General features: G+C 60.0%; 18 protein-coding genes and 1 tRNA gene. 6 read left to right on the top strand and 13 right to left on the bottom strand.

Annotation, left to right across the window (positions count from 1 at the left end):
* Window positions 1-35: 35 nt before the first annotated feature.
* Window positions 36-1,184, bottom strand: coding sequence for a sensor histidine kinase (locus WMO44_RS07485; RefSeq protein WP_349152204.1), 1,149 nt, complete (start codon window positions 1,182-1,184; stop codon window positions 36-38).
* Entirely contained in the window at window positions 1,181-1,858 is a 678-nt protein-coding gene (locus WMO44_RS07480) for a response regulator transcription factor (protein WP_349152203.1), read from the bottom strand. The genes WMO44_RS07485 and WMO44_RS07480 overlap by 4 nt, the downstream gene beginning before the upstream one ends.
* Window positions 1,859-2,006: 148 nt before the next feature.
* Here WMO44_RS07480 and WMO44_RS07475 point away from each other — a divergent pair, with 148 nt between their 5' ends.
* The 5 genes from WMO44_RS07475 to WMO44_RS07455 all read left to right on the top strand — a co-directional run bounded on the left by WMO44_RS07475 (window position 2,007) and on the right by WMO44_RS07455 (window position 7,364).
* Window positions 2,007-2,150 (top strand): CD1871A family CXXC motif-containing protein, encoded by a 144-nt coding sequence (locus WMO44_RS07475; RefSeq protein WP_333490614.1) that lies wholly within the window; start codon window positions 2,007-2,009, stop codon window positions 2,148-2,150.
* On the top strand, window positions 2,143-3,027 hold the full coding sequence (locus WMO44_RS07470) for a 4Fe-4S binding protein (protein ID WP_349152202.1): 885 nt from the start codon (window positions 2,143-2,145) through the stop codon (window positions 3,025-3,027). The genes WMO44_RS07475 and WMO44_RS07470 overlap by 8 nt, the downstream gene beginning before the upstream one ends.
* Before the next feature lie 4 nt (window positions 3,028-3,031).
* Window positions 3,032-3,928, top strand: a complete 897-nt coding sequence (locus WMO44_RS07465; protein ID WP_349152201.1) for a TlpA family protein disulfide reductase — start codon at window positions 3,032-3,034, stop codon at window positions 3,926-3,928.
* Between the two features lie 127 nt (window positions 3,929-4,055).
* Window positions 4,056-6,668 carry a peptidoglycan-binding domain-containing protein gene (locus WMO44_RS07460; RefSeq protein WP_055185821.1) on the top strand — a complete coding sequence of 871 codons (2,613 nt, stop codon included), beginning with the start codon at window positions 4,056-4,058 and terminating at the stop codon, window positions 6,666-6,668.
* A gap of 3 nt (window positions 6,669-6,671) precedes the next feature.
* Window positions 6,672-7,364 (top strand): peptidoglycan-binding domain-containing protein, encoded by a 693-nt coding sequence (locus tag WMO44_RS07455; RefSeq protein WP_249254109.1) that lies wholly within the window; start codon window positions 6,672-6,674, stop codon window positions 7,362-7,364.
* Window positions 7,365-7,423: 59 nt separating this feature from the next.
* Here the strand turns inward: WMO44_RS07455 and bilS are convergent, their stop codons facing one another.
* The 4 genes from bilS to WMO44_RS07435 all read right to left on the bottom strand — a co-directional run bounded on the left by bilS (window position 7,424) and on the right by WMO44_RS07435 (window position 10,473).
* On the bottom strand, window positions 7,424-7,915 hold the full coding sequence (gene bilS / locus WMO44_RS07450; protein ID WP_055185820.1) for a flavodoxin family protein BilS: 492 nt from the start codon (window positions 7,913-7,915) through the stop codon (window positions 7,424-7,426).
* A 124-nt stretch (window positions 7,916-8,039) separates the two neighbouring features.
* Window positions 8,040-9,002 carry a D-2-hydroxyacid dehydrogenase gene (locus WMO44_RS07445; protein ID WP_349152200.1) on the bottom strand — a complete coding sequence of 321 codons (963 nt, stop codon included), beginning with the start codon at window positions 9,000-9,002 and terminating at the stop codon, window positions 8,040-8,042.
* A 27-nt stretch (window positions 9,003-9,029) separates the two neighbouring features.
* The gene (locus tag WMO44_RS07440) at window positions 9,030-9,659 is read right to left on the bottom strand and encodes a hypothetical protein (protein ID WP_349152199.1); all 630 of its coding nucleotides are present in this window, start codon (window positions 9,657-9,659) and stop codon (window positions 9,030-9,032) included.
* A 91-nt stretch (window positions 9,660-9,750) separates the two neighbouring features.
* Window positions 9,751-10,473, bottom strand: coding sequence for an NAD-dependent protein deacylase (locus WMO44_RS07435; protein WP_349152198.1), 723 nt, complete (start codon window positions 10,471-10,473; stop codon window positions 9,751-9,753).
* Between the two features lie 87 nt (window positions 10,474-10,560).
* Here WMO44_RS07435 and WMO44_RS07430 point away from each other — a divergent pair, with 87 nt between their 5' ends.
* Window positions 10,561-11,031: a methylated-DNA--[protein]-cysteine S-methyltransferase gene (locus tag WMO44_RS07430; RefSeq protein ID WP_055185816.1), complete on the top strand. Its 471-nt coding sequence runs from the start codon at window positions 10,561-10,563 to the stop codon at window positions 11,029-11,031.
* 122 nt (window positions 11,032-11,153) lie between these two features.
* On the opposite strand, the gene WMO44_RS07425 is transcribed toward WMO44_RS07430, so the two are convergent.
* The 7 genes from WMO44_RS07425 to WMO44_RS07395 form a co-directional block, all read right to left on the bottom strand.
* Window positions 11,154-11,999 carry a response regulator gene (locus WMO44_RS07425; RefSeq protein WP_055185815.1) on the bottom strand — a complete coding sequence of 282 codons (846 nt, stop codon included), beginning with the start codon at window positions 11,997-11,999 and terminating at the stop codon, window positions 11,154-11,156.
* A gap of 338 nt (window positions 12,000-12,337) precedes the next feature.
* On the bottom strand, window positions 12,338-12,538 hold the full coding sequence (locus WMO44_RS07420) for a type II toxin-antitoxin system antitoxin (protein ID WP_015537787.1): 201 nt from the start codon (window positions 12,536-12,538) through the stop codon (window positions 12,338-12,340).
* Entirely contained in the window at window positions 12,538-13,575 is a 1,038-nt protein-coding gene (locus WMO44_RS07415; protein ID WP_055185814.1) for an SPFH domain-containing protein, read from the bottom strand. The genes WMO44_RS07420 and WMO44_RS07415 overlap by 1 nt, the downstream gene beginning before the upstream one ends.
* A 164-nt stretch (window positions 13,576-13,739) precedes the next feature.
* On the bottom strand, window positions 13,740-14,990 hold the full coding sequence (locus tag WMO44_RS07410; RefSeq protein ID WP_055185813.1) for a glycerate kinase type-2 family protein: 1,251 nt from the start codon (window positions 14,988-14,990) through the stop codon (window positions 13,740-13,742).
* Window positions 14,991-15,149: 159 nt separating this feature from the next.
* Window positions 15,150-15,227 (bottom strand) — tRNA-Pro (locus tag WMO44_RS07405).
* Window positions 15,228-15,377: 150 nt separating this feature from the next.
* Window positions 15,378-16,172, bottom strand: a complete 795-nt coding sequence (locus tag WMO44_RS07400; protein ID WP_349152197.1) for a ComF family protein — start codon at window positions 16,170-16,172, stop codon at window positions 15,378-15,380.
* Complete coding sequence (locus WMO44_RS07395; protein WP_349152196.1) at window positions 16,172-18,349, bottom strand: S-layer homology domain-containing protein; 2,178 nt, start codon at window positions 18,347-18,349, stop codon at window positions 16,172-16,174. The genes WMO44_RS07400 and WMO44_RS07395 overlap by 1 nt, the downstream gene beginning before the upstream one ends.
* Window positions 18,350-18,382: the final 33 nt, after the last annotated feature.

Raw genomic sequence — 18,382 nt, 5'->3', positions numbered from 1 at the left:
TTATTCGGAAGCACGATTTCCATGCTCTGCTTGCTTCAACAGGGCTGTGCCAGCGGCAGAGTGACGACAAAGGTAGTGCCGTTTTCGCTGCTGCTCTCCACAGTCACACTGCCGCCGTGCAGCACGGCGATTTCCCGCACAAGGGCAAGACCAAGCCCCACGCCGCCCATCTCCCGGCTGCGGGACTTATCCACCCGGAAAAAGGGCTGGAAGATGCTCTCCCGGCAGTCTGCGGGGATGCCCGGGCCGGTATCCGCAACGCGCAGCACGGCGGTCTGCTTTTCCCGCCGCAGGGTAACGCGCACCGCCCCGCCGGGGCGGTTATACTTGATGCCGTTTTCCACCAGATTGAACACCAGCCGGTAGATCAGCGCATCACTGCCCACCATGCCCAGCTCCGCGCAGTCCTGCTGCAGGGAGATGTTGTTTTTCTGAGCAAGGGAGGTCAGGTCGGTCAATATCTCCTCCACCAGCGGCGCAAGGGCGATCTGGTCGGTGCGGGAGACCGATTGCAGATTGCTCATCTCTAATAAAGTGCGCACTAGGGCGGTCAGGCGATCCAGCTGCTCCCGCAGAGAGCTGACCAGCCCGGCAGTCTCGGCATCCATGGCTGGGTGCTCCTCTGCAAACAGTTCCAACTTCGTCTGCAAAATAGCCAGCGGGGTGCGCAGCTCGTGGGCTGCGTTGCCCGCAAACTGCCGCTGCAATTCAAAGGACTGCGCCAGGCCATCCAGCATCCGGTTCACCGACCGGCTCAACTGCCTGAATTCCTGCACGGTATCTTCGTCCAACCGGGCGGTGGCAATGCTGTCCTGATCGACCCGCTGCGCCTGCTGCGCAAGCTGCTGCAAAGGCTTCAGCGCTCTGCCGCTGACAAAATAAGCGATGGCTGCGCTGACGATGGTGACCACAGCGGTGATGCACCAGCCCTTGCGGCCAAAAACCACCTTTGCATCGTAGACTTCCTGCGAAAAATGCGCCAGCAGGCTGGACATTTCCTCCTGCGGGATCTCGATAGTCAAGGAATCCGCACTGCCGGGCTGGTACTGCATCATAAAGCCGTTGAGGGCATCCATGCCGGTAACGCCGGTGCGGTATAAAAGCAGGTTCATGCACACGCAGGCGCAGGCGATGAGCAGCGCCGTCAGCAGGGTGATGCGCCATTGCAGGGATAAATGCTTCATTGTACCTCTCCTCCGATTTCGTAGCCTTCCCCGATGCGGTTGCGGATGGGGTCGTAGCCCAGCGCCGCCCGCAGCTTTTTGCGCAGGGCAGAGATATGTACCCGGATGGAGTTGCTGAAGCTGTCCACGCTGCCGTCCCAGACGTGCTCAATCAGCTCTTCCTGACTGACCGGGCGTCCCTGATGCAGCAGCAAATATTCCAGCACGCCGCTCTCCTTCCGCGTCAGCGCAAGGGTCTGACCATCCACCGTGGCAACGCGGCTGCGGGTGTTGAAGCTGAGCCGCCCGCAGCACAGGCAGACATCCTGCTGGATGAACTTGCGCCGGGTCAGGCTGCGCACCCGGGCTTCCAATTCTGCAAGGTGGAATGGCTTGGAAAGATAATCGTTCGCTCCGGCATCCAGTCCCTCCACCTTATCTGCAATTTCACTGCGCGCTGATAAGATCAGCACACAGGTCTCAAGGTCGTGCTGCCGTAAGCTGCGCAGCACCTGCATCCCGTCCACCTTGGGCAGGTTGAGGTCCAGCAGTACAAGGTCGTACCGCTCTGCCGCCAGTGCTTCCAGCGCGGCTTCGCCGTCTGCACAGGCGTCCACCTCGTACCCGGACAGCCGCAGCTTCCGGGCAATGTCCTCCCGCAGGGAGTGCTCGTCCTCTACCACCAAAAGACGCATCTTGTGTTCCACCCTTCCCCTAAAAATTACGTTTTTTTCATTATAACAGATTATAGCAGACGATGTTAAGATTCGTGTTAAGATTTTCTTAGCAGAAATTTTATCCCGCATGGTGTATACTGGTGTCATCAAACAACAGGAGGCTATGATGTTCATGACAAAAAAACAGGCGCAGCTGCTTTTGCTTGCCGCCGGGGTGCTGATGCTGCTGTTCGGCGTATGGCGGGGCGAGGCAGACACCGTATTTTCAAAAGCCATCCGGCTGTGTATGGAGTGTGTAGGCATTGGATAAGAAAAAACTAAATCCCCTTGCCCGGTTCCGGGGCTTTATACAGGCCGGGGCGACCCTTTTGACCAACATTCATCTGCCCAACTTTGCCAAAGGGACACTGTATCAGGGCAGCGGAAAACACATCTGCGTGCCGGGACTGAACTGCTATTCCTGCCCGGGCGCTGCCGGTGCCTGCCCGGTGGGAGCATTTCAGGCGGTGATAGGCTCTTCCAAATTCCGCTTTTCCTACTACATCACCGGCATCCTGATTCTCTTCGGGGTGCTGCTGGGACGGTTCATCTGCGGCTTTCTGTGCCCGTTCGGCTGGTTTCAGGAGCTTTTGCACAAGATTCCCTCTCCCAAGCTTTCCACCAAGAAACTGAAGCCGCTGCGCTATTTAAAGTATGCTGTGCTTCTGGTCATGGTGGTGCTGCTGCCATTGCTGGCGGTCAACGAGCTGGGTATGGGCGACCCGTTCTTCTGCAAATATCTCTGCCCGCAGGGCGTGCTGGAGGGTGCCATTCCCCTCTCCCTGACCAATGCGGGCATCCGCGCCGCGCTGGGCAAGCTGTTCACATGGAAAGCCTGCATTCTGCTGGCAGTCATTGTGGGCAGCGTGGTGTTCTACCGCCCCTTCTGCAAGTGGCTGTGCCCGCTGGGCGCGTTCTATGCGCTGCTGAACAAGGTCTCGCTGTTCCAGATGCGCGTAGACACCCACAAATGCGTCTCCTGCGGCGCCTGTGCAAAGGCTTGCAAGATGGACGTAGACATTACCAAGACCCCCAACCACGCCGAATGTATCCGCTGCGGGATGTGTATGAAAGCCTGCCCCACGGACGCCATTCAGTATAAATTCGGGCTGGGAGACAAGTCCAACACCGAAACAACAAAGGAGTAAAACCATGAAATTCAACCGTGTAACTGCACTTTCGCTCAGCCTTGTGCTGGCCTTCAGCCTTGCCGCCTGCGGGCAGGGCGCATCCTCTGCATCCTCTGCATCCTCTGCATCTTCTGCATCTTCTTCCGCTTCCTCTGCGGCTGCGGAAAGCAAGACCGAGGAGCAGCTGCTGGCCGAGGAAAACGAGATCCTTTCCGCAAACGATGCCCTGTGGGAGAAGGTGTTCGCTTCCATGGACAAAAACGTGACCGAGACAACCCTCAGCACGAACTACGGCGATTTTCTACTGAGCGCCGTGGAAAAGACAAAAGACCAGTTCTCGGACGAGGAGTACAAGACCCTGACCGCCGATGCAGAAAAAATTCGGGATATCGAAAATCAGATCGCTGCCCTTGCCCCCGCAGAGGACACCTCTTCCAGTGCTGCCGCACAGGGCACCGCCTTTCCCCAGTTTGAAGGCAGCGATTTAGAGGGCAACCCGGTGGACAACAGTCTGTTTGCGGGCAACGCCTTTACAGTGGTGAACTTCTGGTTCAACGGCTGCAAGCCCTGCGTAGAGGAACTGGACGACCTGAACGCCCTGAATGAGAAGGTCAAGGCACAGGGCGGCGAGGTTGTCGGCATCAACACCGAGACGCTAGACGGCAACCAGCAGGGCATCGAAACCGCCAAAAAGCTGCTGGCTGCAACGGGCGCAAGCTACCGCAACATCTACTTTGCCTCCGGCAGCGATGCCGGCAAGTTCGCGCTGAACATCATGGCCTTCCCCACCACCTACGTCTTTGACCGGGACGGCAACGTTGTGGGCCAGCCCCTGCTGGGCGGCATCGACAAGGAAGAAAACCTTGCCGCCCTGCAAAAAAATATTGACGCTGCCCTTGCCAAGGACAACGCCAAATAAGCTATTCTCCCCTGCCGCCTACGGGCGGCTTTTTTGTTTACTGCGGGCATTGCCATGCACGCCCGGGCGCCGGACGGAATACGCTGGGGGCAGAAGCATACTTTTACCAGTAAAGGAGCGTATCTCCATGAAAAACACCGGAACTCTCCGCATCCAGACCTTTGCGGCGCGCCAGTCTGCCCCCGTGGAGGGGGTGACCGTTGCGGTGCAGGGGGACGGCTTTACCCTGCACCGCATCACTGATGCCACCGGCAGCGCCGCCGATATCCCCATTGAAGCCCCCGCCTGCGCCCTCTCTCTGGACGAGGACAACACCACCCGCCCTTACGCCATTGTCAGCCTGACTGCCGCAAAGCCCGGCTACCGCACCGTGCGCATTGAGGGCATCCAGATCTTTGCCGGGCAGGTAACGCTGGCGCAGCCGCAGATGCTGCCCGTTACCGAGGACGACCGGGACATCCCGAACGCGCCCATCGTCATCCCGCCGCACGCTTTGTTTGCGGGCAGCGGCGGCAGCGGCCCGCAGCCGCGGGAAAACTGCACGCCCCGGGTGCTGGAGCAGGTCATCATCCCCAAAAATATCACGGTGCATCTGGGCAAACCGGCGGCTGCCGCACGCAATGTGACCGTATCCTTCCGGGATTATATCGCAAACGTTGCCTCCAGCGAGGTGTACCCCACCTGGCCGGAGCAGGCACTGCGGGCCAACATCCACTGCCAGATCTCGCTGGCGCTGAACCGCATCTACACCGAGTGGTACCCCAGCAAGGGGTATACCTTCAACATCACCAACTCCACCAGCTACGACCAGTACTACGTCCACGGGCGCACGGTGTTTGAGGTGATGGTGCGCATTACGGACGATATCTTTAACACCTATCTGCGCAAAAGCGGCACGGTGAACCCCTATTATTCCGAGTACTGCGACGGCAAGTCGGTCACCTGCCCCGGGCTCAAGCAGTGGGGCACGGTAACGCTGGCCAACAACGGGCGCAGCGCCTTGCAGATCTTGCGCTACTACTATGGCAGCAGCATCGAGATCGTGCGCACCAAAAATATCCGCTCTATCCCGCAAAGCTACCCCGGCACGCCGCTGCGACAGGGCAGCCGCGGCGCGGCGGTGTTCACCCTGCAACGGCAGCTGAACCGCATTACCAAGGACTATCCTTTCCTTGGCAAACTGACGGTAGACGGCGTATTCGGCAGCCGAATGGCCGCCACGGTGCGGGCGTTCCAAAAGCAGTTCAACCTGACCGCCGACGGTGTGGTGGGGCGGCAGACATGGTACAAGATCAGCTACATCTATGTATCGGTAAAGGACCTCGCCGAGTTGACCAGCGAGGGCGAGACTTCCACCGGCACCCTGTCCAACGGCACATGGAACGGCACGGTGCTGAGCACCGGTGCTTCCGGCAGCGCTGTGGAGCAGGTACAGTTCTGGCTGAACACGCTGGCGCAGTACGACAGCGCCATCCCCTCCGTAACGGTAGACGGCGTATACGGCACTGCCACCGCCAATGCGGTGCGCGCTTTCCAGCGCAAATACGGCCTTACCGTAGACGGCATAGTGGGGCAGACTACCTGGAAGGAGTTGTACGACGAATTTTTGAGCATCCAGTCCGACAACGGCACCCCCAACGCCTACCCCGGCACGCCGCTGCGGGAGGGTGCCTCCGGGCAGAATGTGCGGCTGGTGCAGTTCTGGCTGAAGATCGCTCGCACCGTGTACCCAAGCCTTGAAAGCGTGACCGTGGACGGAAAATTCGGCGCAGGCACGGTAGCCGCTGTGCGGCGTTTCCAGCGGTACTTTGGCCTGACGGCAGACGGGGTGGTGGGGCGCACCACATGGCAAAAGCTGTACGAGGTGTACAACGATATCGCCAATCGGCTGCTCTCCTCTTCCCTGCGCCCCGGCGAATACCCGGGCGTACTGCGCACCGGCTCCACCGGCACGGCGGTGCGGGAGCTGCAATTCTATCTCTACCTCATGAGCGCCTACGAGAGCAGCATCCCGCCGGTAAGCATTGATGGAAAGTTCGGCGCGGATACCGAGCGGGCGGTGCGGGCGTACCAGCGGTTTGCGGGGCTTACCGTGGACGGCATAGTGGGGCGTACCACATGGAACTCCCTCTATGGCCGCGCCAGCCAGCTGCGCTCTTCCGGCCCGGTGGTCACCTTAAAGCGTCTGCCCTACCCCGGCACCCCGCTGACGGTGGGCAGCAGCGGCGAGACCGTATTGTATTACAATCTGCTTTTGCAGCGCATCGCCTATTATTTTTCCAGCGTGGAAGCTCCGCCCCTTGCCGACCGTTATACCGACGAGACTGCCACCGCCACCCGCAGCGCCCAGCAGCTATTAGGGCTGGAGCAGACCGGCATTGCCGATGCCGACACATGGACGGCGGTGGAGGCGCTGAGCTTGCAACTGGCAGCCCATGCCCCGAACCCCGACCGGGACACCCCGCCCAGCACTGCCTACCCGGGACGCGCCATCGCCGAGGGCAGCGCCGGGCAAGAAGTGGGGCAGGTGGAGTACTGGCTCAACCGCCGGGCACAGCTTTCCTGCGGCGAGGACTATGTGGCCGACAACAACCGCTTTGGCGCAGCAGACGCTGCCGCCGTGCGGGCTGTCCAGCAGCAGGCGGGGCTGCAGCCGATAAACGGCATCGTGTATCGGGAAACATGGCACGCTTTGCAATCCCAGTGCACCGACCCCTACGGCTGCGAGAAGGAGGAATGAGGGATGGCACGCCTTTTGATCTATGACGCCTACGAAAACAAGGTGTACACCTACGCAAACCTGAACGAGAACGACCCCATGCCTTACAGCACCCTGACCACCCTGCGGCTGCGGGAGTTCCGGGGAAAATCGGCCAGCCCTACCCTGTGGACCACCATTGCCGCTATGGAAGCGTGGAACCTGACCCGCCGCAAATATGGCAGGGGCATCCCGGTGGGGTACGCCTTCCGCCGCATCTGGGAGGGCGGTCACGGCACCCGCAGCCAGCACTATGCAGGGGTAGCGTTTGACGTAGGGCAAAGCCTTGACCAGCGCCAGCGCACCGCCATTTACAACGCCGCCCGCGCTACCGGCGCATGGGGCTATGTGGAGCCGCTGAGCCAGACCCCCACATGGGTGCACTTTGACCGCCGCTACGGCACCCCGGCGTGCAGCGGCACCACCGCCGGTTATCCCACCCTGCGCCGGGGCAGCCGGGGCTGCTATGTCATGATCTTGCAGGACGCACTTTCCACCCTTGGCTACCAGACCGGCAGCCGCATCGACGGCATCTTTGGTGCCCGCACCGAGCAGGCTCTGCGCGGCTACCAGAAGCGCACCAGCCTGCGGGTGGACGGCGTATGCGGCTGCGACAGCTGGAAAAAGATCTCCACCGCCGTCATCGGCATCGGACGCACCAAAACCACCATTGACTAGCGTTTGTCCCATACAGAAAAAGCGGCCGCACAAAACCATGTGCGGTCGCTCTTTTTCACTTATTTTACAGCCTGTTTCAGCTGTTCCAGATCTGCGGCATCCGGGTGGGAGAGCGCCTTGTCGAAGTTTTCGATCAGGGCGTCCAGATTGGGGATGTGTAAAGGCTTTGCCTTCATGGCCTCGTACCGCTGCCGGACGGACACCGGCATTTTGCCCTGACACATAAAACTGCCAATGACGGTATTGCTCCCGTCCAGCGCCTTCCGGGTGGCGGCAAGGATCTTTTCAAAGTAGGGCGCACTGCCGCCAAAGCCTGCGGTGCCAAACAGAAACACCCGCTTGCCGCGCAGCTGCTTCAAAAAATCCAGCGTGTCGGCGTCCGCCTTGCCCTTGTCCGTCCAAAAGCCCACATACAGGGTATCTGCTGCCAATGCGGCAGCGTCCGGTGCGCCGAAATAGCAGCAGTCTGCCTGCGGCAGCTGCTCCTGCAGGGTCTGTGCCAGCAGTGCGGTGTTGCCGGTTTTGCTGCTGAATACGATGGCGTAGCTCATTTTTACCTCCCTCAGAGCAGCGGCAAAGCTGCCGGATGCTCTTGTGCATACGTTATTTTACGGCAGTTCCTTTGCCAGGAGAGCCTGAAATCATGGAAGAGTATAGTACAGTGCCCTGCCAAAATCAAGGGTTGACGATATTCTCGCCTTTCCCGGCCAGAAAGCTGCGCAGGTTGCCGGTGGTGATGTCCATCAGCCGCTGCAAGGCTTCCTTGGTGGTCCACGCGATATGCGGGGTGAGCACCGCGCCCGGCAGACTGCGCAAACGGCTTTGGGGCGGCAGCGGCTCGGTGGCAAAGGCATCGGCGCCGTAAAAGGCAAGCTTGCCGCTTTCCAGCGCATCCGCTACGGCTTCCTCGTCCACCAGTGCGCCCCGGGCGGTGTTCAGCAAAATAGCACCGGGCTTCATTTTTGCAAGGGCTTCCCGGCTCATCAGCCCGCGGGTTTCCGGGGTGGCCGGGCAGTGCAGGCTGAGCACATCGCTGCGGGCAAGCAGGGTGTCAAAGTCCACGAACTCCACCCCATCGGCGGCGTACGCCGGGCGCACCGTGCGGGTACACACCAGCACCTCCATGCCAAAGGCCTTTGCAATGCGGGCGGTCTGTCGGCCGATGCTTCCGTAGCCGTAGATGCCAAAGGTCTTGCCCAGCAGCTCCACCTGCGGCAGCAGGCCGTACTCTGCCGGGATGCCCAGCTGCCAGTACCCGGCCTTTACCGCCCGGTCGTACCGTTGGGCGCACTGGCAGATGGCCAGCAGCAGGCTGAAGGTCATCTGTGCCACACTGTAGGTAGAGTAGCCCGGCACGTTGGCTACTGCCACCCCATGGCGGCGGCAGGCTTCAAGGTCGATATTATCCGTGCCGGTGGCGATGATGCCCACCCACTTGAGGTTCGGGCACTGCGCCAGCACTGCTTCGTCAATGCGGCACTTGTTGATGAGCACCAGCTCTGCATCCCCGATGCGGGGCGCAATATCAGCGTAGTCGGTGCGCACATAGCTGGTGGTGTCCGACACCAGTGCCTTTACCCCGGACCAGTCCAAGTCCCCTTCTTCCATCACATAGCTTTCCAGAATCACTGCCTTCATAATTTCTTATTCCCTCTCTGGCTTACGTCATTCCGTTTCTTTCAGCGGATAAAGCGCCAGCGCAAGACTGCCGCCGTAGGGGCGGCTGTCCAGCGCAGCATAACCCTTTGCCAGCAGCAATGCAAGCTGCACCCTGTCCTCCAGCGGCACCCACACCGGCGCAGTGCGAACGGGCACGCAGCCGGTGCGCAGCAAAAAGCAGGGCGCAAGGCTTTCCAGCGGGCGCAGCGCCCGCAGTCCGAAGCCCTGCCGGAAATACAGCGGCAACAGCGCTGCCGCCGTTTCAGTGCACTCCACCACTGCCCATGCCGTACCCTTGCGGCGCAGCCGGTCTGCCCGGGCGGCGGCAATTTCCACCAGCCGGGCGGGCAGTTCCCCGCCGGTACTCACCGGCGGTGTAAGCAGACAGCCGCCTTCCAGCTGCCTGCGTCCCAGCCAGCTGCGCAGTGCTGCTGCGGCGGCGGTATCGGCGGTGAGGGGCAGCACCAGCAGCGCCGCCCCGGCTGTGCCCCACGCCTCGCCTGCGGTCAGCATCCGCAGCACCTCGGTACGGGGACGGTAGAACCCCGCCCCGCCGCAGCGCACCAATGTAAAAAATTCTTCGGCGGAAAGCCGCCTCACCTGCCGCTGACGCGGCGGGTCGCATACCTGGATCATTTGCAGTTCCTCCGTTCTGATGTTCTTTCCATCAGCATACGGAAAACTGCGTGCAAACCGGCGCGAAACAGCGCGCCTTACAGCGCAAAAATCAATCCAGCGAGATGTCCTCGCTCAGCACCTGCCCGATGGGCTTTGCGATGCACAGGTCGGCAGAGGCATCGGCTCCGGTGGGCTGCATATTGATGACCACCAAATTGTCGCCCCGGAAGTACCGGATGAGCCCGGCGGCGGGGTACACCACCAGACTGGTACCGCCGATGATGAGGGTATCGGCATGGCGGATGGCATCCACTGCGCCGGACAGCACCTGCTCGTCCAAGCCCTCCTCGTAAAGCACCACGTCCGGCTTTACGATGCCGCCGCACTCGGTACAGCGGGGCACACCGGTGCTGTTTGCGATAAAATCCACATCGTAGAATTTGCCGCAGCGGGTGCAGTAGTTGCGCAGGGTGCTGCCGTGCAGTTCGTACACGGTCTTGCTGCCCGCCGCCTGATGCAGTCCGTCAATGTTCTGGGTGACCACCGCCCGCAGCTTACCCTGCTGTTCCAGTTTTGCCAGCCGCAGATGGGCAGCGTTGGGTTTTGCGTCCTTTACGATCAGCTTATCGCGGTAAAAACGGTAAAACTCCTCCGGGTTTTCCTCCCAGAAGGTATGGCTGAGGATGGTTTCAGGCGGGTAGTCGTATTTCTGGTGGTACAGCCCGTCCACGCTGCGGAAATCTGGGATGCCGCTCTCCGTAGAAACGCCCGCGCCGCCGAAAAAGACGATGCTGCTGCTTTTTGCAATGATGTCTTCCAGTGCTTTGACCATAGTTGAAACGCCCCTTTCCTCATGGAAGCTTTTGTGTTAAGATAGTACCAGTATAGCACATTCTTGCAGGAAAGGAAGAGGCCGGTTTTGAACGTCTGGTACATCAACAGCATCCTTGGTGCCATTTGCTTGGAGGAAGAAAACGACGCTCTGTGCGGGGTACATTTTTGCCCGGATGGCGCGCCGGAGTTGGAACCACTGCCCCGCAGGGTGGTGGAAACGCCCCTGTTACAGGAGGCCGAGGAGCAGCTGAACGAATATTTTGCCGGGGTACGCCGGGAGTTCGACCTGCCGCTGGCGGCAAAAGGCACGCCCTTTCAGCAGGCGGTATGGGCGCAGCTGCGCAAGATTCCCTACGGGGAGGTGCGCACCTACGGACAATTGGCGGCGGCGCTGGGCAAACCCAAGGCCAGCCGCGCCGTAGGCAGCGCCTGCCACCGCAACCCTCTGTGCATCGTGGTGCCCTGCCACCGGGTCATTGGCGCAGACGGCAGTCTGACCGGCTACGCCGAGGGACTGGAGATCAAGGAATATCTGCTGGAATTGGAGCGATTTTAAGCAATTTATTATAGGATAACAGCACGCCTGCGGGCATTCCCTTGCCCACTTTCAAACCCATAAAAGGAAAAAAGGCCGCTGCGCATCGTTTTGCGCAGCGGCCTTTGGTGTTTTATACAGTTTTAAAAGCCCGTGGGCGGGACGTAATAGCTTGGGATAGACCCGCTTTTGGGCGTAGCTGCGGCCTGCTGGCGCAGCGCCGAACGGGTGACCTCTGCCCAGGAATACTGGGTCATATACTCGCCCCGGTAGGAGTTGAAGGCCGAGCGGTCTCCCCGCAGGAAGTTATAATAGTCGCAATCCACCTTGCTGGTATCCAGCGCCAGCGTGCTGCGGCCGCGTACCAGCAGCCCGTTGACCCCTGCATCCTCCAGCGTATGGCTGAGGTCAAAGATCAAATTGCGCAGATGGCTGTGCAGCGAGGCGGTATCGGGCTTATCTTCCCACAAAATAGCCAGCATCTCGCCGTTGGTGCAGGTGGCACCGTTGCGGTCCACAAGGTAGGCCAGCAGCTCCTTGCTCTTACTGCGCTTGAAGGAGAGCGGACGTCCGCCCACAAAGATCTCGAAATTGCCGAAACACTGGATCTTGATGCCCACCGGCGCAGTCTCCGGCGGGTAACGCAGGTTTTCCAGCACATTGCGCACATCGGCCTCGTTGGCGGGCTTGAGCAGAAAACCGCTGACGAAGATCTGCAATGCTTCCAGCGCATACTCCGGATGCTCGGTGACCACGATGATATTGCAGCGGGGCTGCAATTTCTGGATCATGCGGGCAAGGGCAAGGCCATTCATCCCCGGCATTTCCAAGTTCAAAAAGGCAGCATCCATCGGGCCCTGCCGCATCCACGTCAGGGCATCGTCGGTCGTCATGGCACTGATATAATCACAGTCCGGTGCCACCCGGCACAGGATACGGATCAGCGAATTGATCGCAAGCTGACCGTCATCCACGACCAGTATTTTCATAGCTTCACCCCCTGTCTGCTTACGCAAAACAATTCCCCGCTGTTAGTTTAGCACGCCGCAAACTTTTAGGCAAGTTATTTTCCGGAAAAATCCAAAAAAGAAACGTTTTCGCCCAGATATTTGTCCATCTTCTTCTATATCTTCAAGACTTTTTTGCGACTTTGGTCGCTTTTTCCGACGAAATACCGGAGCATTGTACGATCAACTGATCTATCAAATTGGCCTTTATTTGTTCCCTTTCCCGCCGGAAAGCACCGCCTTTCCCTGACAAACAACAGGCCGCCGCACCGGTTTTGTGCAGCGGCCTTATTTCATAATTTACGTTTACCGCGGGTGTCTTAATGGAGATCCAGTTCCGGCGGGACGTCCAACTGGTCTGAGACATATTTCCCGTTCTTTTTGCGCTGACGCACGCACTCGGTAAGCAGATATTCGATCTGTCCGTTCACCGAGCGGAAGTCATCCTCTGCCCAAGCGGCAAGGGCATCGTAGAGTTTGGCGTTCAGGCGCAGGGGCACCTGTTTTTTCGGCTCGGCCATCAGTACAGGCTGCCGCTGTTCACGATGGGCTGGGCATCCCGGTTGCCGCACAGCACCACCAGCAGATTGGACACCATTGCCGCCTTACGCTCATCGTCCAGTTCCACTACCTTGTTCTCGTTCAGACGATCCAGCGCCATTTCCACCATGCCCACAGCGCCGTCCACGATCATCTTGCGGGCATCAATGATGGCACTGGCCTGCTGGCGCTGCAGCATGACCGCTGCGATCTCCGGTGCATAAGCCAGATAGGTGATGCGGGCTTCCACCACCTCGATGCCGGCCTCGGCCACGTTCTTCTGGATCTCGTCCCGGATGCGGGCAGCCACTACCTCGGAGGAGCCGCGCAGACTGCCCTCGTCGGCTACGCCGTCGCCGGTGGTGTCTACGTTGGGAGAAACATCATAGGGGTACACCCGCACTACGTTGCGCAGGGCGCTGTCGCACTGCAGGGAGAGATATTCCTTATAGTTATCCACGTTGAACACGGCCTTGGCGGTATCGGTCACGCGCCAGATGACCGCAATGCCGATCTCCACCGGGTTACCCAGACAATCGTTGATCTTCTGGCGGGAGTTGTTCAGGGTCATCATCTTGAGGGAGATCTTCTTGCTCATGGACTCGGCGGTCACCTGAGCATTCTGGCCGTTATTGCCAAACAGCGCAGCCACGCTGTTCTCCTTGCTGTTCACATCTCCGCTCTGGCTCAGGCGGGTGCCGGCGGCGGGGTTGACGGCGGTACAGAAGGGGTTTACCCAGTAAAAGCCCTGTCCCTTCAGGGTGCCGATGTAATCACCAAACAGGGTGAGCACCAACGCCTCCTGCGGCTTTAACACCTTAAGGCCGCAGAACAGGAAAATGCCCGCGATCCAATACGCAATGGACAAAATCAGCAGCGGCACGCCCAGAAGCATCCGGTCTGCATTCAGCAGAGTGATGCTGTAAATGAACAGGGCGATGGCCACCACATAGCCCAGCAACGTGAGCAACAGCATAGCCATGCCATTTTTGCGGGTATTCAAAATTTTTTCTTCCATAACAGGTCCCTCCTTATCAGGGTCGGAAGCATTTCTTTGTGATATCAAAATCATATCATTTTGCGAATGGCCTGTCAAGTACTTCCACAAAAAAATCCCCGCCTGCCCGTACACTGCGGACAAAGCGGGGTCAAATGTTATAGGTGCGCCGGGCAGACAGAGTTTCAAGCGTCTGCCCGCTCTTCTCCCCCAATCAGCACTACGGCAACATCATTGACATTGGTACCGGTAGCACCTGTGATGATCAGCCCTTCCACCGCCTGCAAGGCGTGGTAGGCATCGTTGTTTTGCAGGGTGTCGAACAGGTTCCAGCCCGCCGCAGCCAACGCAGCGGCAGTATCGCCGTCCGCATAGCCGCCGGCGGCATCGGTAGGGCCGTCGGTGCCGTCACTGCCCACCGAGAACACTGCCGCGTTTTGTCCGGCCAGCGCCGGAGCAGCGGCCAGAGCAAGCTCCTGATTGCGCCCGCCCAGCCCTTTGCCGGTCAGGTGCACCACCGTTTCCCCGCCTGCGATAAAGGCCAGCTTTTTCCCCTGCCCCGCATGGGTGCGGGCGATGGCCCCCAGAAAGCTGCCTGCCTCCCGCGCCTCGCAGCAGAGCCGGTCGGTGAGGAGCAGCGGTGCATAGCCCAGTTCCCGGCAGGCTTCGGCAGCGGCGGCGCACAGCTCCCGCACACTGCCGGTGATCTGGGTCGTCACGTTGTCAAGGGCTTTCGGCGTTTCCTGCGCCAACAACGCCTTTGCCTGTGCCGATAAGCGCAGCTGGTATTTTTCCGCAATGGCAAGTGCCTGCGCACAGGTGGAGCCATCCGGCACCGCCGGGCCGCTGGCGATCATATCCAGCGGGTCGCCCAGAATATCGCTGAGCACAATGCTGAACACCCTTGCGGGCGCGCAGTGCTGTGCGAACCGACCGCCCTTGACCCCGGACAGCCGCTTGCGGATGGTGTTTATCTCCACAATGTCCGCTCCGCTGGCAAGGAGCTGATTGGTGATATCCTGCAATTCCCCGCCGGGGACAAGCGGCTTTTCAAACAGGGCACTGCCGCCGCCGGAAAGCAGAAACAGCACGGTATCCTCTTCGGTCAGCCCCTGTACCAGCGCCAAGGCTTTTTCGGTGGCTGCAAAGCTGTTGGCATCCGGCACGGGATGGCCCGCCTCATAACAGCTTATGCCGGGGATTTTGCCCTTCACATGGCCGTATTTGGTCACCACCACGCCGCCGTCCACGTGCCCCAGTGCCTGCACGGCGGCGTGCGCCATCTGCCATGCAGCCTTGCCTGCCGCCACCAGCAGCACTCTGCCGCCTCTGGGCTGAAAGTTTTCCAGCGCACGGCACACAGCCTTATCCGGCAGCACCGCCTGAATGCTGGCACGAATGATTTCATCCGCATCCCGCCGCAATGTGGTATTCATAATATGACCCTCCTTACAGGATCTGCCCGAACTCTGCAGCAAATTCCATCAACAGCCGCAAGGTTCGGTTATTTTTTGATAAATGCAAGTCTGTTTTCCGTAGAAAACAAATAATCCGAACTCATCTCCTATCGGAAACAAGTTCGGATCATCTTTGTTTGGTCCGAGTGGCGAGAATCGAACTCACGGCCTCTTGAACCCCATTCAAGCGCGCTACCAAAACTGCGCTACACCCGGATATCTGTTTGCGTTTGTCGCTCACAGCTTGATTAGTATACCCGACTTTGCCCGTTTTGTCAAGCGCTTTTTCCAAATTTCTGATACGGTTTTTACATTTTATTATCCCGGCTTTTGCCTACGGGAAGGATGCGCGAAAGAACGTTATTTTCAAAAATCGCTGTATGCTTCTTCCTCGTCATCCTCGCAGATGGGGGTGGTGTCGTCCGGCGGTGTGTCAAACTCCACCGTGGCAAAGGCCAGCGCGAACACGCTGTCCGCCCCGGCGTGCAGCAGTGCCTGTGCGCAGGCGGCAGCCGTTGTGCCGGTGGTGATGACGTCATCCACCAGCAGGATGCGCTTGCCTTCCAGCTGCTGCGGCTGTGCCGCCCGGAAAGCGCCTGCAACGTTGGCCATGCGCTGCTCCAGCGGCAGACCGGCCTGATGCCGTTTGGCGCGGGTACGCTCCAATGCCTGCGGTGCCAGCGGTACCTCCATGGCCTTGGCCAGCGGCAGCGCCATCAGCTCCGGCACGTTATATCCGCGCTTTTTGCCGGAGGCCGGCACCGGCACGATCAGATCGTACCCGATGGCCGCCCACGGCACCGGCTGCGGGAGCAGCTCGCCGTACTGCACGGTCAGCTCCCCGCCAAAGGCCAGCTGCACCAGACGGTTGCCCATCTCTACTGCCCGCCACGGCTTGCCCTGATACTTTGCGTTCAGGATGCCGCGCCGCACACAGCCGTTGTAACGGTAGGGCGCAGCCGCACCGGTCAGATTGCCGATATAGTGCTGCGCCGGGTCCAGCCGGATGCCGGGCTTGCGGCGCAGCACTTCCAGCTGCTCTGCGCAGTCCGGGCAATCCCGTATATCTCCCAGCACCCGGCCGCAGAAGGGGCACTCGCGCGGGTAGAGCAGCTGCCGCACCGCCCGCAGCGCCCTGCGCCGGGGGGCATAGTAGTCCATCAGTCCTTTTTGACCGCCACGATCACTCGCACGCGCTTGCCTGCTGCGCAGCCAAAGTTATCGTACCAGCCAGTCAGGTAGTAGCCCTCGGAGTTCACCTCCGAAAGCTTGGTGGCGTAATACTGCCCCTTGTACCACAGGTACACCTGCATATCGTCAGCCGTTTCGTAGCGGGTGCCGTTGCTCATCACCGAGGCTGCGCCCACCTTGTCGATCTTCATGGGCATCAGCTGGATCATAGCCTTTACCGTGCCGTTCACGTTCTGCCGCACTGCCAGACCGCCCGCCAGCACCGGGTACTTGACGGAGGTGGAAAAGCTGGCCTGACTGCCGTTGACGTAGCAGATGTAAGTAGCGCCGCCGCCCACAAAGTTGAGGATGGTACTCATGGGCTGGCCGGTGATTTTGGCCAGCTGCTTGAGGCCGATGCTCAGCAGCGAACCGGAACTGCTGGTGATGCGATTCCAGACTGTGCTCAGCAGCGAGCCGTCAATAACGCCCCACAAGATCTCGCTGGTGGTGGGCACCAGCACACTGCGCAGATCATCCGCCACCGTGGTGGTGTTGGTGGTGCCGCCGGTAGAGCCGGAACCGGAAGAACTGTCCCCCTTAGAGCCGCTGCCGGAACCGGAAGAACTATTTCCCGAAGAACCATTCCCTGAGCCGGAGGAGCCGCTGCCGGTCAGGGTGCCCAGAATGGAACCGGCATTGACGGCCAGATTCTTCACATCGTCCAGCACGCCGTATTTCCACAGATCGCCGGTAACATCGTTCAAAATCAGACGGTCGATCTGCCCCTGCTCATTCAGCGTATAGTAGCGCACGGCCAGTGCGTTCAGCTTTGTCCCCGCTATTCGGCTGGAACGAACCGTCCCAGCCAACCCCTCCGATGTCGTTTCCAAGATTTGTACGTCATCGGCCAGAGTATAGTCTCCCAGCGCGGTGGCGGTGTCGTTGATGGTGCCGCTGACCGATTTGGACTTGATGGCGGTCACCTGCTCCCCTTCGGGTGTCACGCTGATCTCCACCAGCCAACCGGTGGGGTAGTTCAGGCTTTTGTCGATGTTCACGGTGCGGACGATGCCGTCGGTGCACATCACCGAGATCTTTTGCAGCACGTCTGCGCCGTTGTCCTCTACAAGGCTGCGGGTGGCGGTCTGCACCACGCCGTAGAACACGCTGTCGGCTTCCACGCCGGTGATCACATCGGCTACCTCGTTGTCCATGCCCAGCAGCAGGGTGACCACTTCGCCCACGCCGCCGCCGTTCAGGGAGGAGATCTTGGACGCCACCGCAGAGCTGCCCAGACTGTAAGTGCTGCCCGCCACAGTCAGCGCGGTAGGTGCGCTGGCGCTGGGCGATACTGCCGTAATGCGGCCTGCGGCGCGGCGGGTGTAGACCCACACCGTCTGCAGGCTCTCACTGTAATAGTACACATCGTACTTGTTCAGTTCTGCCGAGGCAGAGACCTTATCGTTGCGGTAGACGCTCACCGGCGTAAAGGGCAGCTGGGTGCCCTCCTCTGCCACAAAGGGACCCTTGCGGCTCTTGAGCAGCACCGAGGAGGTATCCACCTGACCGTTGGACACCGTAAAGCCCAGCGAGCTGCCATAGGCGCTGCCGCTGGCGGTGTTGGCACGCAGAGCGTTGTACAGCAGCAGGGTGCACTGTTCGTAGGTCATGGCCTGTCCCTGTGTGCAGGTCAGCTGGTCCCGCAGACCGATCTGCTGGGCCTTGTTCAGCTGTGCCTGCGGGAAGGAGCCGGTCAGGTCGGTGGTCTTATAGCTCAGCATCTTCAGCACCGCTGCACAGGCTTCCTCCAGCGTAACGGTGTTGTCCGGGCGGAAGGAACCATCGGTGTAGCCGTTCATCCAGCCCTGCTGCACTGCAATGCGGATGTAGGGTGCCCATTCAGAGCTGCCGGGCACATCCCGGTACAGGGTGCCCACCGTGCCCTGTGCGCCTACGCTCTCCCGGTAGGTGGAAAAGGACACCAGCATTTTGGCAAAAGCGCCGCGGGTAATGTTGGCGCTAAGCTCCTGACCGGTGGGCACAGCGCCCAGAGTAATAGCCGTCTGCAGAGCCGTGTTGTTGATGCTGGCCGCCGAGACCGGCAGCACCAGCACCGACACCGCAATGCTGACCGCCAGCAGAAATGCGAGAATCCGTTTTTTCATTGGTCGTACCTCTTGTTCTTTGTTTATCACGCC

The organism is Faecalibacterium tardum, assembly GCF_040096515.1.
Lineage (GTDB): Bacteria > Bacillota > Clostridia > Oscillospirales > Ruminococcaceae > Faecalibacterium > Faecalibacterium tardum.
This window is presented reverse-complemented; position numbering and strand designations above follow the sequence as displayed.